Genomic DNA, 12,992 nt, shown 5'->3' with positions numbered 1-12,992 from the left:
TAGCTCCTTCTTGCTGTTTTCGTTGATGCGGAACGACTTTTATTAAACACTATTCTATTAGGTTTGTCTAAACTTTTTGCTTTAGTCTCTCATGAGAGATTTTCTTTCGGAAATGTTTCAACATTTACTAGAAGGAGGAATAATATAACTATCGATAAACAAGGAGGCCCTTTGATGGATTCTATGAAATCAGAGAAAGTGTATAAAACGCCGCAATGTATGAGTGAATATGATGATTTACAAGAAGTCCTCTTATGCAGTCCAATTTATATGGAAATTAAACAGATCATCAATGAAACCCAAAAGCATTTTGCAAGAGAAAATATTTCTCAAATCAAAGCCCTCACGCAGCATAAGCAATTCATCCAAACGCTGAAAAACCATCATGTCCGGCCTGTCCTTCTTCCTGCAAATGAACGTTTCCCTGAACAAGTCTTCACTCGGGATATTGGATTTACAATTGGACAGACTTTATTTGTTTCAAACATGGCAGCCCCTGTCAGACAAGGAGAAGAACATTCCTTAAATGAATGGGCACAGACAAAAGGATGGACAACCATCACGCTGGATGATGGAACGATTGAAGGCGGCGATGTGCTTGTAGACCAAACCCGTGTATTTGTGGGGATCAGCAAAAGAACAAATCTAGCCGCCATCCAGCAGCTCAAAAAAGAACTGCCGAATCACGACATCATTCCTATTCATCTTCCTTCTCACATTTTGCATCTTGATTGTGTGATGAATATTCTGTCTCATCATGAGATCTTGATTTACCCTGAAGCTTTTACGGAAAAGGATCTTCATATGCTCACAAAGCATTATGATCTCATTGAAATAAGTGAGCAAGAGCAGTTCACACTTGGACCAAATGTGTTGTCCATTGGACAGAAAAAAGTCATCAGCTTACCAATCAACCAAGAAACAAATGCTGCATTAACAGCCCACGGCTACACCGTCATTGAAGTAGATTTTTCAGAAATCATTAAATCCGGCGGCTCTTTTAGATGCTGTACATTACCTATTAGGCGTTCATAAAAGCCAAAAAGCCAGCTTGTCTACTCGCTGGCTTTTTAAATGCTTACCTTCTTCCCTCTATCTACTTCCTATCATATAAATGACAAGCCACTTCATGTCCTTCTTCGACTGCTTGTAATACTGGCTTTTTGTCCGCACATACATCCATTGCAGCAGGACATCTTGTCCGAAATACGCAGCCGCTTGGCGGATTCACTGGACTTGGAATTTCTCCCTTTAAAATAAACCGCTTGCGTTTATCTTCCACATCAGGATCTGGAATCGGGATAGCAGACAGCAATGCTTGTGTATATGGATGAAGCGGTGTTTTATATAAAGCATCACTGCTGGTCATCTCCACGAGATGTCCTAAGTACATGACACCGATTCGATCGCTAATATATTTGACCATCGATAAATCATGGGCAATAAATAAAAACGTCAATCCTTCTTCTTTTTGCAGTTTTTTCAGCAAATTCACGACTTGAGCTTGAACGGATACATCAAGTGCAGAAATCGGCTCATCTGCCACGATAAACTTTGGCGATAAGGCTAGTGCTCTAGCAATCCCTATTCTCTGCCTCTGACCTCCGCTGAATTCGTGAGGATAGCGTGTAGCAAAATCATGACTTAGCCCCACCGCTTCAAGCAGTTCCTTCACACGCTCGAGTCTTTTTTTTTGACTGCCATACAATTGGTGGATCTCCATCGGTTCTAGCATAATATCTTTTACAGAGAGCCTAGGATTTAAAGAAGAATACGGATCTTGAAACACCATTTGAATTTGCCTATTGAAATCAAATGATTCTCGGTTCGATAAGTGATGGAGACTTTTCCCTTCATACAAAGCTTCACCTTCTGTCGGGTCATAAAGCCGCATGAGCACTTTTCCAAGTGTAGATTTACCGCAGCCTGACTCACCAACAAGACCAAAGGTTTCGCCTTGTTTCAGCTGAAAGGTGACACCATCTAATGCTTTTAACGTTCTTCCTTTCGATAGATGAAAATGCTTTTTTAAGTTGTTGACTTGCAGAAGTGGTTCACTTCCCATCACATCTCCCCCTCTCAGCTTTCAAATACCGCCTTGTTCCTGCCCATTCCTGTTCATATGAAGTACCAGAAAGAGAAAGAAGTTCAATCTGTCTGCCCGTTTTAGGTGAGTGAAGCATCATGCCATCTCCAGCATACATCCCTACATGGCGAACTGCTCCCTTCCCATTGTCATTGGCAAAAAACATGAGATCACCTGGCGCCAAATGGTTTGATGCGACTGGAGTTCCTTGAACTGCTTGGTCACTTGCGTCTCTCGGTAATAAACATCCACACGCTTTGTACATGCTGTAAACAAAACCCGAACAGTCGTAGCCATAGCTGCTCATGCCGCCCCACAAATATGACAGTCCAATAAATTGTTTTCCTATAGCTAAGGCATCCTTACCGCTCATAGAAGAAGGTGATGAAGCACGGCGCACATCTTCTTTTTTGATTTCTCTTCTTCCTACTGGAGTTAGAACATCAAAGGAATCGCTCGTTTCTTCAACAGGTGCTAGTTCTGTTAAAAAACTAACCTCCATATCCGGTGTTCCGTTTTGATATAAAACCGCTTTTTTCTGACAAACAATCAAGGGACTAGCAGGTGGTTCACTCTCTGATACTTCATTTAATTGCTCTACAGGGATATAACCTGGATAGCCTTGCGGGTGTTTCCGGCTTGCCTGCTGCGGGATGACAACTTTCATCCAGCCATCTGTCTCCTCCAGCCCAATGACTCGTTCGCCAAGCAGTACTTGGGTTTGAATAAGGTTTTCTTCACATAAGGCCAATTTCTGTTCATATGTTTGCTCATCAATCCATTCTTTGATCTGGACGGAACTTTGAAGAACGTGTCGATCCATTTCTCTCGGTGACTGCGGTGCTGTCCATATATTTGCGACTGGAACCTTTGATTCATATAACATCACAAGACCCCTTTCACTTCTTGAATGCCTAACCCATGATGCGGCGGAAAGAGAATATCTTTTCCTTGATAGATAATTCCTCCGTCTATTAAGTCCTCTTTGAGCATAAGCGGCGCATCAAAATCGTAACGGGTAATATTCGGTTGGCTTGCAGCAAGATGAGCGGCTGCGGTAATCCCTAGTTTTGATTCGATCATACTGCCAACCATGCACTTGACGCCGTATGCTTCTGCTAAACTATTGATTTTCAGCGCTTTTTTGATACCACCTGTTTTCATTAATTTTAAGTTGATGAGATCACAGCTTCTCGTTTCTAACACCTTGATGGCATCATGGATGCTAAAAATACTTTCATCTGCCATAATTAATGTGTCTGTTGCTTCCGTCACCCGGCGCAGACCCTCGATGTCTTCTTTAGGCACTGGCTGCTCGACTAGTTCAATATCGAGTGCCTCCATTTTTCGAATGGCGACAATCGCTTCCTTCCATGTCCAGCCTTGGTTGGCGTCAAGCCTGATTTGAATATCAGGCCCGACTTTTTCTCGAATCCGTTTGATCCGCTGAATATCCGTATCTATATCATCTTTTCCCACTTTGATCTTTAAGGTACGAAAGCCTTCAGCTGCATATTGCTTCGCATCCTCTGCCATTTCTAGCGGACGGTTGACACTAACCGTATAATCCGTTTCCAGCTGATCACGATAACCACCAAGATATTGATAAAGTGGCAGGCCAGCCTGCTTCGCTAAACCATCGTAAATCGCCATATCTATTGCAGCCTTTGCACTCGTGTTTCCTGCAAGTACACGGTCGATCGCTGAAAAGATTTGTTCATATTGTGACAATGAGGCCCCAATCAAGATCGGCCTCATCACAGCGCAAATAGCATAGTCGATACTTTCCAGTGTTTCACCTGTTATGACCGATGTCGGCACTGCCTCTCCATAGCTGACATCACCTTGATCATAGGTGATGATCACAATAAGAGATGCGGCGTCATACACCGTTCTTAATGCTGTTTTGAAAGGCTTCTTTAGCGGTACACTCGTTCTGCATGTGCGAACATCTACGATTTTCATTTGATCGCCTCTTTCGCTGCAACACCTGGGGAAATATGCAGTTTTTTCCCTGTAGCATCTAATGTAGCCTGCACGCCGATTGGAATGGCGAAGTTTGGAGAGGAATGACCGATCCGAAAGCCGCCAAGTGCAGGTTTCTGTTGCGGGACAATATACGTCTCCCATAACTGATCCAGCGTTAACGACTGCTCTTTCTTTTTCGGCTCACATTGATGAAAATCACCAATGATAAATCCCACCGCATCATGTAATTTTCCTGCAGAGGCTAGGTGCTGCATCATTCGATCGATTTTATATGGTTCTTCGTCTATATCTTCTATCAATAAAAGCTTCCCCTTTGTATCAATTTCAAAAGGTGTACCAAGTGTCGTGACAATAAGGGCAAGATTTCCTCCGGTGATTTCGCCTGAAGCCGTGCCATGATAAAAAGTGTGAAGAGGTGACAGGTGGTTCGTATACGAAAAGGCTTTTGGAGTGAATAGCTGTAAAAAGGTATCCTTTGTATACGGATGAACCTCTTCAAGTCCCACATCAGAGGAGAGCATTGGACCATGAAAGGTCACAAGACCCGTCTGCTGCTGAATGGCTGTATGTAAAAACGTAATATCACTGTATCCCCAAAAGATTTTTGGGTTCCGGCGAATCAAGTCATAATCAATGGCTTCTGCAATTCTTCCTGTTCCGTATCCTCCGCAAGCACAAATCACTGCCTTCACGTCTGGATCTTGAAACATGTGATGAATATCTTCCACTCGTTCATGATCATGAGCTGCTAAATAACCATACCGGGAGTTGATATACTTCCCCTTTTTCACCTTTAGCCCTAAGCTTTCTAAAAAAGAAATACCTCTTGCTAATTTCAGCTCATCAGGCGGGCTTGCTGGTGCAATGATTCCCACTGTATCTCCTGTTTGAAGTGCCACTGGCAGCTGGTTCATGCCAATCCCCTCTTTCTCTTCGTTTCTTTCAATCTATGGGCATCTTCTTCATAACATGAACAAATAAAGGAACAGACGCTTTTTTCAAAGCGTCCCGTTCTCTCATTTTTTCATTTACTCTCCATCTACCTGTGCCCATTTCAAATCAATGTAACCAACAGGATGGCGGACAATGCCCTTTACGCCTTCTTTTTGTAAATAGACTTGGTTATAAAAATGAATGGGAATGATCGGTGCTTCTTCCATCAGAAGTGCCTCGGCATCATGCAGCATACGATTTCTCTTTTGTTCATCTGCTTCTTGACTCGCCTTTTTGATCAGCTGATCATACGTATCATTTGACCAACCTGTCCGGTTCATCGCATTTCCTGTTTGGAAGCTCTCTAAGAAATTGATAGGGTCTGCATAGTCAGCTAGAAATGAACTTTGCGAGAATTGGAATTTGAGTGCCTTTTGATCTTCTGTAAACACATTTGCTTCCATGTTTGCAAGCTTCACATCTACCCCTAGCGCTTCTTTTAATTGCTGCTGAATGGCTTCTGCTTTCTTCTTATTTTCAGGCTTTGTACTGTATGTTAATGTGACAGGCGGCAGCTTTGAATAGTTCTCTTCTTTCAACCCTTTTTCTAATAGTTTTACAGCTTCACTCGTATCATGTTTGACAAGGTCGCCGCCAGCTTCTCTGAAATCTTCACCCTTTGAATCTAAAATTCCTGGTGAAACGAAGGCACGTGCTGGCTTCTCTTCATTTTTCGTCACATACTCTACAATATCCTGAGGATTGATCGCCATTTGAAAGGCTTTGCGAATGTTCTTATTTTGAAAAGGCTCCATGTTGACATTTAGACGATAAAAAAACAGCCCTGCTTGATCCTCAATTTGCACATCTTTGCTTTTTAACAGGTCTTCACTTTGTTCTGCGGGAACGAAGGCCGTATCTAAATCTCCTGATTGATACATTTGGTAATCTGTGTTTCGATCACTGATCATGAGCCATTTCACTTGATCTAGCTTGACCGTTTGTTCGTCCCAATATGTGTCATTTTTTTCCATTGTAAAGCTTTCATCATGCTTCCACTCTGTCAGCTTAAACGGTCCATTGCCGACAAAGGTTTTCGCATCCTTGGCCCAGTTTGGGTCCTTTTCCGCTACCTTCTCATTCACTGGGAAAAAGGCAGGGTTTGCCGTCATATTTAAGAAAGATTTCTGCGGGTATGCTAGCTTGACCTCTAGCGTTTGATCATTAACAGCCTTGACTTTTACATCTTCTTTCTTCCCTTTTCCGCTGTTAAACGCTTCGCCCCCTTCAATCATATAAGCTAAGAATGCCGCAGAAGAGCCCGTCTTTGGATCTAGCAGCCGCTTCCACGCATATTCAAAGTCACTTGCTTTGACTGGATCACCATTTGACCACTTTATCCCGTCCCTTAAATGGAACGTGTACGTTTTTCCGTCCTTTGAGATGTCCCATTTTTCTGCCATGGCAGCAGATGGCTCGTGCTTCTCATTCAGTCTCGTTAATCCTTCCATTAAGTTATTGAGCCCTTGCCAGGACACATTATTAAAACCAATGGGCGGATCAAATGATGTCGGTTCGTTTTCGTTATTTAATGTTAAAACTTTCTCTTCACCCTTGCTTGAAGATCCTTTGCCTGCTTGCTCATTGGCTGTACATCCTGCAAGCAGCATCACTGTGATAAAGCACATACTGAGAATCCAACCTGTTTTTCTCATGAAAAACTCCCCCTTTGTGTTGAAGATAAAACCGTTTGCTTCGCTCGTTCATCTTGAAGCCAGCAATGTACTGCATGTGTAGGTGAACGCTGCGTTTCATGCGGCATAATATGATCACACACTTTCATCGCAGACGGACATCGATCGGTGTATGGACAACCTTTTGGCGGAGCAAATAAATCTGGCGGGCTTCCTTCAATAGGAATGAGTTCATCCTTCATATCCAGCCTTGGAACGGATTGCAGCAGCCCTTTTGTATAGGGATGCTGTGGACTGTAAAAGATATCTCGCCTTGTCCCAACTTCAACGATTTTCCCCCCGTACATGACAGCCACTCGATCAGCGACTTGTGCTACGACCCCTAGGTCATGTGTGATTAAAATAATCGTCACGCCTGTTTTTTTCTGAATCTCTTTAAATAGTTCTAAAATCTGCGCCTGTATGGTGACATCAAGTGCAGTTGTCGGTTCATCTGCAATCAGCACCTTCGGCTCACAAATAAGAGCCATTGCAATCATGAGCCGCTGCCTCATGCCACCGCTGAATTGATGCGGATATTGCTTCAGCCTCTCTTTCGGCTGCGGAATCCCCACCAAATCAAGCATACGAAGCGCCTCTTCTTTCACTTCTTTTTTTGTCAGCTTCCGATGCACTTTTGCAGCCTCCATCAGCTGATCTCCAATTGTCAGCGTCGGGTTGAGTGCCGTCATAGGATCTTGAAAAATCATGGAGATATCGACACCACGTATGCTTCGCATGTCTTTTTCAGATAATGACAGCAAGTTGCGATCACGAAACCAAATTTCCCCTTGATCGACTTGTGCGCTGTATGCAGGGAGAAGCCGCATGATACTTTGAGACGTCACACTTTTTCCGCAGCCTGATTCTCCTACTATGGCGAGGGTTTCTTTTTCATACACATCCACATTCACCCCGCGTACCGCTTGAACAGAACCGCCATATGTCCGAAAGCTAACATGCAGATCGATAATCCGAAGCATTTTTTTCATCACGCCATCACCTCTTCATCTTCGGATCAAGCGCATCTTGCAAGCCATCACCTAAATTATTAAAGCAAAACATCGTCAGCGAAATAAAAAATGCCGGAAAGAATAAACGCCACCAGTGACCATTATCTGATAGCACTGTCGGCAAGGCATCATTGGCCATCACACCCCAGCTTGCAAACGGCGCTTGAATCCCTAAACCAAGAAAACTTAAGAACGCTTCAGCAAATATCGCTGTTGGTACAGTTAGCGTCATCTGCACAATAATCGGTCCCATCGTATTCGGCAGTAAATTTCTGCGGATGATGCGCAGACTTTTTGCGCCAAAGGTTTTCGAGGCAAGGACATATTCTTGGCTTTTCAGCTGAAGGACTTGACCTCTCACGATTCTTGCCATCCCAATCCATCCTGTGACAGTGAGCGCCACAATAATAGTGACAAGCCCAGGCCCCATCAGAACCATCAATAAAATGACGACGAGTAAATACGGCAGACCGTAAAGCACCTCGACAATCCGCATCATGACATGGTCATACTTCCCGCCTTTATAGCCTGCAATACCGCCATAGATGACACCGATTGCAAAATCAATGAGAGCGGCCATCACGCCCACAAATAATGAAATGCGTGCGCCGTACCAAGTACGTGTAAACACATCACGTCCAAGTTCATCTGTTCCAAACCAGTGAGCAGCTGAAGGTGGCAAGTTTTGCATGGAAAGCCGCTGTTCTGTCACACTATTCGGTGCCAGGAGTGGGCCTAATACAGCCATGACGAAAAGGAAAATCAGCACCGATAAACTAAACATAGCGAGTTTATTTTGTTTTAACCGTCGCCAAGTATCTGCCCAATACGAAAGCGAGGGTCTTTTAATGGCATGGACTTCAGATGTCTTTTGTTCTTTAGGAGCAAACCATTCATCTGGCACTTCATGCGCTTGATTCGTTTGATCATGCTGGAGATGTATACTCATGCCTTTCCTCCTTTCTGATGCAGCTGGATCCTTGGATCAAGCAGACGATATGTCACATCTACAATGAAAAGAAGGGTAATTAAGATGATGCTGTAAAAAACAGTGGTTCCCATGATGACAGGATAGTCACGGTTGTTAATACTCTCGACAAAATATTTTCCCATTCCTGGGATCGCAAATATTTTTTCAATCACAAAACTGCCTGTTAAAATACTTGCGACAAGTGTGCCGAGGATCGTGACAACAGGTAAAAGCGCATTCCGCAGGGCATGTTTAAACACAATTTTATAAGGGGAAAGTCCTTTCGCTTTTGCAGTTCGAATATAGTCCTGCGACAGCACTTCTATCATGCTCGATCTCGTTAACCGGGCAATGATAGCCATTGGACCTACCGCCAGTGCAATGGTAGGAAGCACCATATGCATTGGACTTGTCCACATCGCTGTAGGAAAGAGCTTTACATTCACAGCAAGCTGTTGAATTAATAAGGTAGCAAAGATAAAGTTTGGTATGGATATACCGAAAACAGCAATCGTCATGGCGATATAATCAATCAAGCCATTATGCCGGAGGGCAGCCATGATTCCGAGCAAGATGCCGGAGATGACAGCAATCAAAATAGAGATAAGACCAAGTTCTAATGAGACTGGAAAACCTCTCGCCAATAAATCATTGACACTTTCAGAAGGCTTTTTAATGGAAGGACCAAAATCAAAAGTAACGATGGATTTTAAATAGATCATATATTGAACATAGAGTGGTTCGTCTAAGTGATAGTAGCTTTCGAGGTTTCGCTGGACAGTTTCGTTTGTATTTCGTTCTTCATTGAAGGGCGATCCTGGGATGACCTTCATTAAAATAAACGTTAACGTCGTAATCGTTAAAATCGTGGCAATCATCGCAATCAAACGCTTGAGCAAAAAGCTGGCCATCTGCTGTCTCCCCCTCGCTTAACAAAATGTTGTACGTGCGGCAAGCTCTGTCATGACAAGCATCGCTTGGTAGGCTTCTAATATATTCTCTGCTTGGTACGTCACCGTTGTTGTCCCTTCGATGATGGCCGTACCCGGCATTAAATTCGCCCATTCGGCTTGTCCATAATTGGCAAACTCGATTTTCAGCACTGGCTGCTCAGGAGGCGTGAGCGGCTTCATTTGATGAATTTGTTTCATGGCAGCTTCCACTTGCTGCGAGATGAGGGTGCTTACTTTCGCTGGTGTTAAGCATTTCACAGCAGATCTTGAAATGGTTTCTTTCACCGCCACTGTTTTCACGCCAGGCATTAACTTTTCGGCTTCAAGTGCCGCTTGATCGTCTCCGCATACAAGAATGACTGGAACACCATAATAGCCTGCGACATACGCATTAAAGCCCATTTCACCAACTGGATGATCATTTATGTAAAAATGTCTGACACCAAAAATCATACTGTGAGACATCACACCTTTCATTGATGCCCTCGCATGGTAGCCTAAAAAAACAGCGGCATCATACGTTTGATCTAATCCTTGGACCATTGAATAAGGCTTTACATCGCCTGATATGAGAGATGCTTCCTCATGCAAATCTTCAATCAACAGATTATTCATTTTAGAATGGCTATCATTCACTAAAATATCGGTCGCCCCATGTGTAAGAAGAGCTTCTACACAGGCGTTCACTTCACCTGTCATGATTTTTCTCCCGCGCTCATAATTGTGCTGGCGGCTATCAACAAATGTATGATCAGCTAGACCAGTAATTCCCTCCATATCGACTGATACATAGAGCTTCATCCCCATCCCCCTTTAATTAAACTTAAAATTTGTGTATATTTTTCTAAATTTTCTAAAAAATTATATGAGAACTTGATTGATTTTTCAATACAATGTCTGAAAATAAGGAAATTAGACTCAGGTAATACAGGTCAAAAGCATTGATGATAAAGGATTTATTTGACAGAAAAAACACCACTAGCTATGTCTTTAGTGGTGTTTGTCTGCTTCATCGATTTGCGATTTTAGCTGCGCATATTTTTTCATCGTTTGTGTAAACAAGTCATCGAACATTTGCGGTGCCTGCTGCTGGATGACTGCAGCGCCTTCTCCTGTAATCCCGCCTTTTGTTGCGACCCTATTCACCGTTTCAGCAAATGTCAGTCCGTGTTCAACAAGAACTTGTCCTGTACCGAGCAGCGCATATGTTAAAAATTCATAGGCTTCTTCTAAAGAAAGCTCACTATTCCGAACAGCGGCTCTCGCCATTTCTTCAAAGATTGCTGCAATAAAGCCCGGAGAAGAGCTTGTCAAATTACTCGCCGCATCAAACCGGTCCTCTTCTACTTCCCTGACGATACTAAAAGCTGAAAGCAGGCGGTGGAGTCGTTCTTGTGCCTCCTGTCCAGTGGTTTCACCATGCGCCACAAGGGATACACCCGTCCCTACGGCTGATGTCAAAGTGGGAATGTATCTAGAAACCGGCTGATTCGTATGTTGCATTAATTTGTCTAACGTGACAGCCGCTGCCACTGATACGATATGAAGAGATGTCTTTGCGGGGCTCAGCTGATCTAATACGTCAAGTACAGCAAGCGGTGGTACACAAACAAACACGACATCACATGATGCAGAGATGTCATCTAAAGAGCAAATGTTGACATGCTGGTTCTTCTCTTTCAGCTGTTGCAGCCGCTCCGTTTCACTTCTTGTATGGATCATAAACTGACTGGCATGAAGTACACCTTTGTCCAGCCATTTTTGTACCATCATATCTGCCATGCTTCCATATCCAATGATTCCAATAGTCTCCACAGTTTAATCTCCTCTATTTTGCTTAGATTCACTACTTATTTTAACAATTTCCCACAATGTTTTCATTTTTATCCCACACTTTTTTCTTACGATAAAGTCAGTATCCACCACATACGGTCATTCACCTTAAACACATACATGTAAAAATCGATGAAAGAGAGTGATCTTGATGACACATCACAAAGATGAAAAACACACTTCTTATGAATTACAAACCATTGAACAACCGAAACAAAAGCAGAAGAAGCCAAGTGGCTGGCTGAAGCCATTTGTCAGCGGGATTGTAGGAGGTACGTTAGCGTTAGGTGTTTACGTTCTAACTCCATATGCTCAGCATTCAGAAAATAGTTCAACTGATTCGTCAACGAAAACAGCCGCTGTATCGACAAATGATACAAGTACAAATTCGTCAAAAACAACAGCGTCACAAACATCGAATTCGACCAGCAGTATTTCAAATATGGTCGAAAACGTATCACCAGCCATCGTCGGCATTACAAACTATCAAACACAAAGTCAAACAACCACAGATTTTGGCGATATGAACACACCTTTTGATGGATCACAGCAAAATCAAAACAGCAGCAGTCAAGAACAAGAAAGCGGTACCGGATCAGGGGTTATTTTCAAAAAATCCGGCAGTAAAGCCTATGTATTAACAAACAACCATGTGATTGAAGGAGCAAATAAATTAACAGTCTCCTTGCATAATGGCAAGACGGTAGCAGGAAAAGTGGTTGGTTCTGACCCGCTGACTGATCTTGCTGTCGTGGAAATTAGCAGCAGCGGCGTTACAAAAGTCGCTGAACTTGGAGACTCCTCATCCCTTCGTGCAGGAGAAACCGTCATCGCAATCGGAAACCCGCTTGGTGAAGATTTATCAAGAACAGTGACACAAGGAATTGTCAGCGGTGTCGATCGAACAGTTTCTATGGATACATCAGCTGGCGAAAGCAGTATTAATGTCATTCAAACAGATGCCGCCATTAACCCCGGTAACAGCGGCGGACCGCTTTTAACAACAGACGGAAAGGTTGTGGGGATCACCAGTATGAAAATTTCTGAAACAGGTGTGGAAGGTATCGGGTTTGCGCTCCCAATCAATGATGTCAAACCAATTGCAGAGCAGCTTCTCACAAAAGGAAAAATCGAACGACCTTATATCGGTATCAGCATGCTTGATCTCGAACAAGTACCAGATGCTTATCAGAAGGAAACGCTTGGACTGACAAGCAGTCAGCTGGATAAAGGCGTGTACGTAAAAGAAATCGCTGCTGGCTCACCTGCTGCAAAAGCTGGATTAAAGGCAGAGGATGTTATCACCGCCATCAATGGCAAAAAAGTGACAACCGGCAGTGAATTACGCCACGAGCTTTACACGAATGCAAAAGTAGGAGATACCATCAGCATCACACTCGTTCGTAATGGAAAAGAAGAAACAAAACAAGTGACATTAACGCAATCTGAATCAAAGCAAGTCAGTTCTTAACGAAAAAAGCA

The 12,992-nt window shown here is 43.2% G+C and carries 12 protein-coding genes; 2 read left to right on the top strand and 10 right to left on the bottom strand.

Translation table 11 applies throughout. The features are described from left to right. Nucleotides 1–174 precede the first annotated feature (174 nt). A complete protein-coding gene (locus NSQ17_RS06475; protein WP_342467966.1) occupies nt 175–1,035 on the top strand; it encodes a dimethylarginine dimethylaminohydrolase family protein in 861 nt (286 codons plus the stop codon). Between the two features lie 61 nt (nt 1,036–1,096). Here the strand turns inward: NSQ17_RS06475 and NSQ17_RS06470 are convergent, their stop codons facing one another. The 10 genes from NSQ17_RS06470 to proG form a co-directional block, all read right to left on the bottom strand. Then, nucleotides 1,097–2,065 (bottom strand): oligopeptide/dipeptide ABC transporter ATP-binding protein, encoded by a 969-nt coding sequence (locus tag NSQ17_RS06470; RefSeq protein ID WP_008346217.1) that lies wholly within the window; start codon nt 2,063–2,065, stop codon nt 1,097–1,099. Further along, a complete protein-coding gene (locus tag NSQ17_RS06465; protein WP_256689345.1) occupies nt 2,055–2,972 on the bottom strand; it encodes an NlpC/P60 family protein in 918 nt (305 codons plus the stop codon). Before NSQ17_RS06465 ends, NSQ17_RS06470 begins: the two co-directional genes overlap by 11 nt. Next, nucleotides 2,972–4,051, bottom strand: a complete 1,080-nt coding sequence (locus NSQ17_RS06460) for a dipeptide epimerase (protein ID WP_178897138.1) — start codon at nt 4,049–4,051, stop codon at nt 2,972–2,974. The genes NSQ17_RS06465 and NSQ17_RS06460 overlap by 1 nt, the downstream gene beginning before the upstream one ends. Further along, on the bottom strand, nt 4,048–4,989 hold the full coding sequence (locus tag NSQ17_RS06455; protein WP_178897139.1) for an LD-carboxypeptidase: 942 nt from the start codon (nt 4,987–4,989) through the stop codon (nt 4,048–4,050). Before NSQ17_RS06455 ends, NSQ17_RS06460 begins: the two co-directional genes overlap by 4 nt. Before the next feature lie 114 nt (nt 4,990–5,103). Continuing rightward, on the bottom strand, nt 5,104–6,723 hold the full coding sequence (locus NSQ17_RS06450) for a peptide ABC transporter substrate-binding protein (RefSeq protein ID WP_178897140.1): 1,620 nt from the start codon (nt 6,721–6,723) through the stop codon (nt 5,104–5,106). Further along, nucleotides 6,720–7,733, bottom strand: coding sequence for an ABC transporter ATP-binding protein (locus NSQ17_RS06445; RefSeq protein WP_072367663.1), 1,014 nt, complete (start codon nt 7,731–7,733; stop codon nt 6,720–6,722). The genes NSQ17_RS06450 and NSQ17_RS06445 overlap by 4 nt, the downstream gene beginning before the upstream one ends. A 7-nt stretch (nt 7,734–7,740) precedes the next feature. Then, nucleotides 7,741–8,703, bottom strand: a complete 963-nt coding sequence (locus NSQ17_RS06440; protein WP_024719611.1) for an ABC transporter permease — start codon at nt 8,701–8,703, stop codon at nt 7,741–7,743. Then, a complete protein-coding gene (locus NSQ17_RS06435) occupies nt 8,700–9,635 on the bottom strand; it encodes an ABC transporter permease (RefSeq protein WP_008346233.1) in 936 nt (311 codons plus the stop codon). The genes NSQ17_RS06440 and NSQ17_RS06435 overlap by 4 nt, the downstream gene beginning before the upstream one ends. An 18-nt stretch (nt 9,636–9,653) precedes the next feature. Beyond that, nucleotides 9,654–10,478 carry a M55 family metallopeptidase gene (locus NSQ17_RS06430; RefSeq protein WP_041092312.1) on the bottom strand — a complete coding sequence of 275 codons (825 nt, stop codon included), beginning with the start codon at nt 10,476–10,478 and terminating at the stop codon, nt 9,654–9,656. 189 nt (nt 10,479–10,667) lie between these two features. Beyond that, complete coding sequence (gene proG, locus NSQ17_RS06425; RefSeq protein ID WP_017359139.1) at nt 10,668–11,492, bottom strand: pyrroline-5-carboxylate reductase ProG; 825 nt, start codon at nt 11,490–11,492, stop codon at nt 10,668–10,670. Nucleotides 11,493–11,661: 169 nt separating this feature from the next. On the opposite strand from proG, the gene NSQ17_RS06420 reads away from it, so the two are divergent. Further along, on the top strand, nt 11,662–12,981 hold the full coding sequence (locus NSQ17_RS06420) for a trypsin-like peptidase domain-containing protein (RefSeq protein WP_024719608.1): 1,320 nt from the start codon (nt 11,662–11,664) through the stop codon (nt 12,979–12,981). Nucleotides 12,982–12,992: the final 11 nt, after the last annotated feature.

This window comes from Bacillus sp. FSL W8-0629, assembly GCF_038593225.1.
Lineage (GTDB): Bacteria > Bacillota > Bacilli > Bacillales > Bacillaceae > Bacillus > Bacillus altitudinis.
The sequence above is the reverse complement of the archived record's forward strand: the minus strand, read 5'-3'. Positions and strand labels throughout refer to the sequence as shown.

Coding starts and splice junctions, on each gene's coding strand:
- NSQ17_RS06445 (WP_072367663.1), bottom strand. CDS start 7,733: ATGAAAAAAATGCTTCGGATTATCGATCTGCATGTTAGCTTTCGGACA.
- NSQ17_RS06475 (WP_342467966.1), top strand. CDS start 175: ATGGATTCTATGAAATCAGAGAAAGTGTATAAAACGCCGCAATGTATG.
- NSQ17_RS06465 (WP_256689345.1), bottom strand. CDS start 2,972: ATGTTATATGAATCAAAGGTTCCAGTCGCAAATATATGGACAGCACCG.
- NSQ17_RS06460 (WP_178897138.1), bottom strand. CDS start 4,051: ATGAAAATCGTAGATGTTCGCACATGCAGAACGAGTGTACCGCTAAAG.
- NSQ17_RS06440 (WP_024719611.1), bottom strand. CDS start 8,703: ATGAGTATACATCTCCAGCATGATCAAACGAATCAAGCGCATGAAGTG.
- NSQ17_RS06420 (WP_024719608.1), top strand. CDS start 11,662: ATGACACATCACAAAGATGAAAAACACACTTCTTATGAATTACAAACC.
- NSQ17_RS06455 (WP_178897139.1), bottom strand. CDS start 4,989: ATGAACCAGCTGCCAGTGGCACTTCAAACAGGAGATACAGTGGGAATC.
- NSQ17_RS06470 (WP_008346217.1), bottom strand. CDS start 2,065: ATGGGAAGTGAACCACTTCTGCAAGTCAACAACTTAAAAAAGCATTTT.
- NSQ17_RS06430 (WP_041092312.1), bottom strand. CDS start 10,478: ATGAAGCTCTATGTATCAGTCGATATGGAGGGAATTACTGGTCTAGCT.
- NSQ17_RS06435 (WP_008346233.1), bottom strand. CDS start 9,635: ATGGCCAGCTTTTTGCTCAAGCGTTTGATTGCGATGATTGCCACGATT.
- NSQ17_RS06450 (WP_178897140.1), bottom strand. CDS start 6,723: ATGAGAAAAACAGGTTGGATTCTCAGTATGTGCTTTATCACAGTGATG.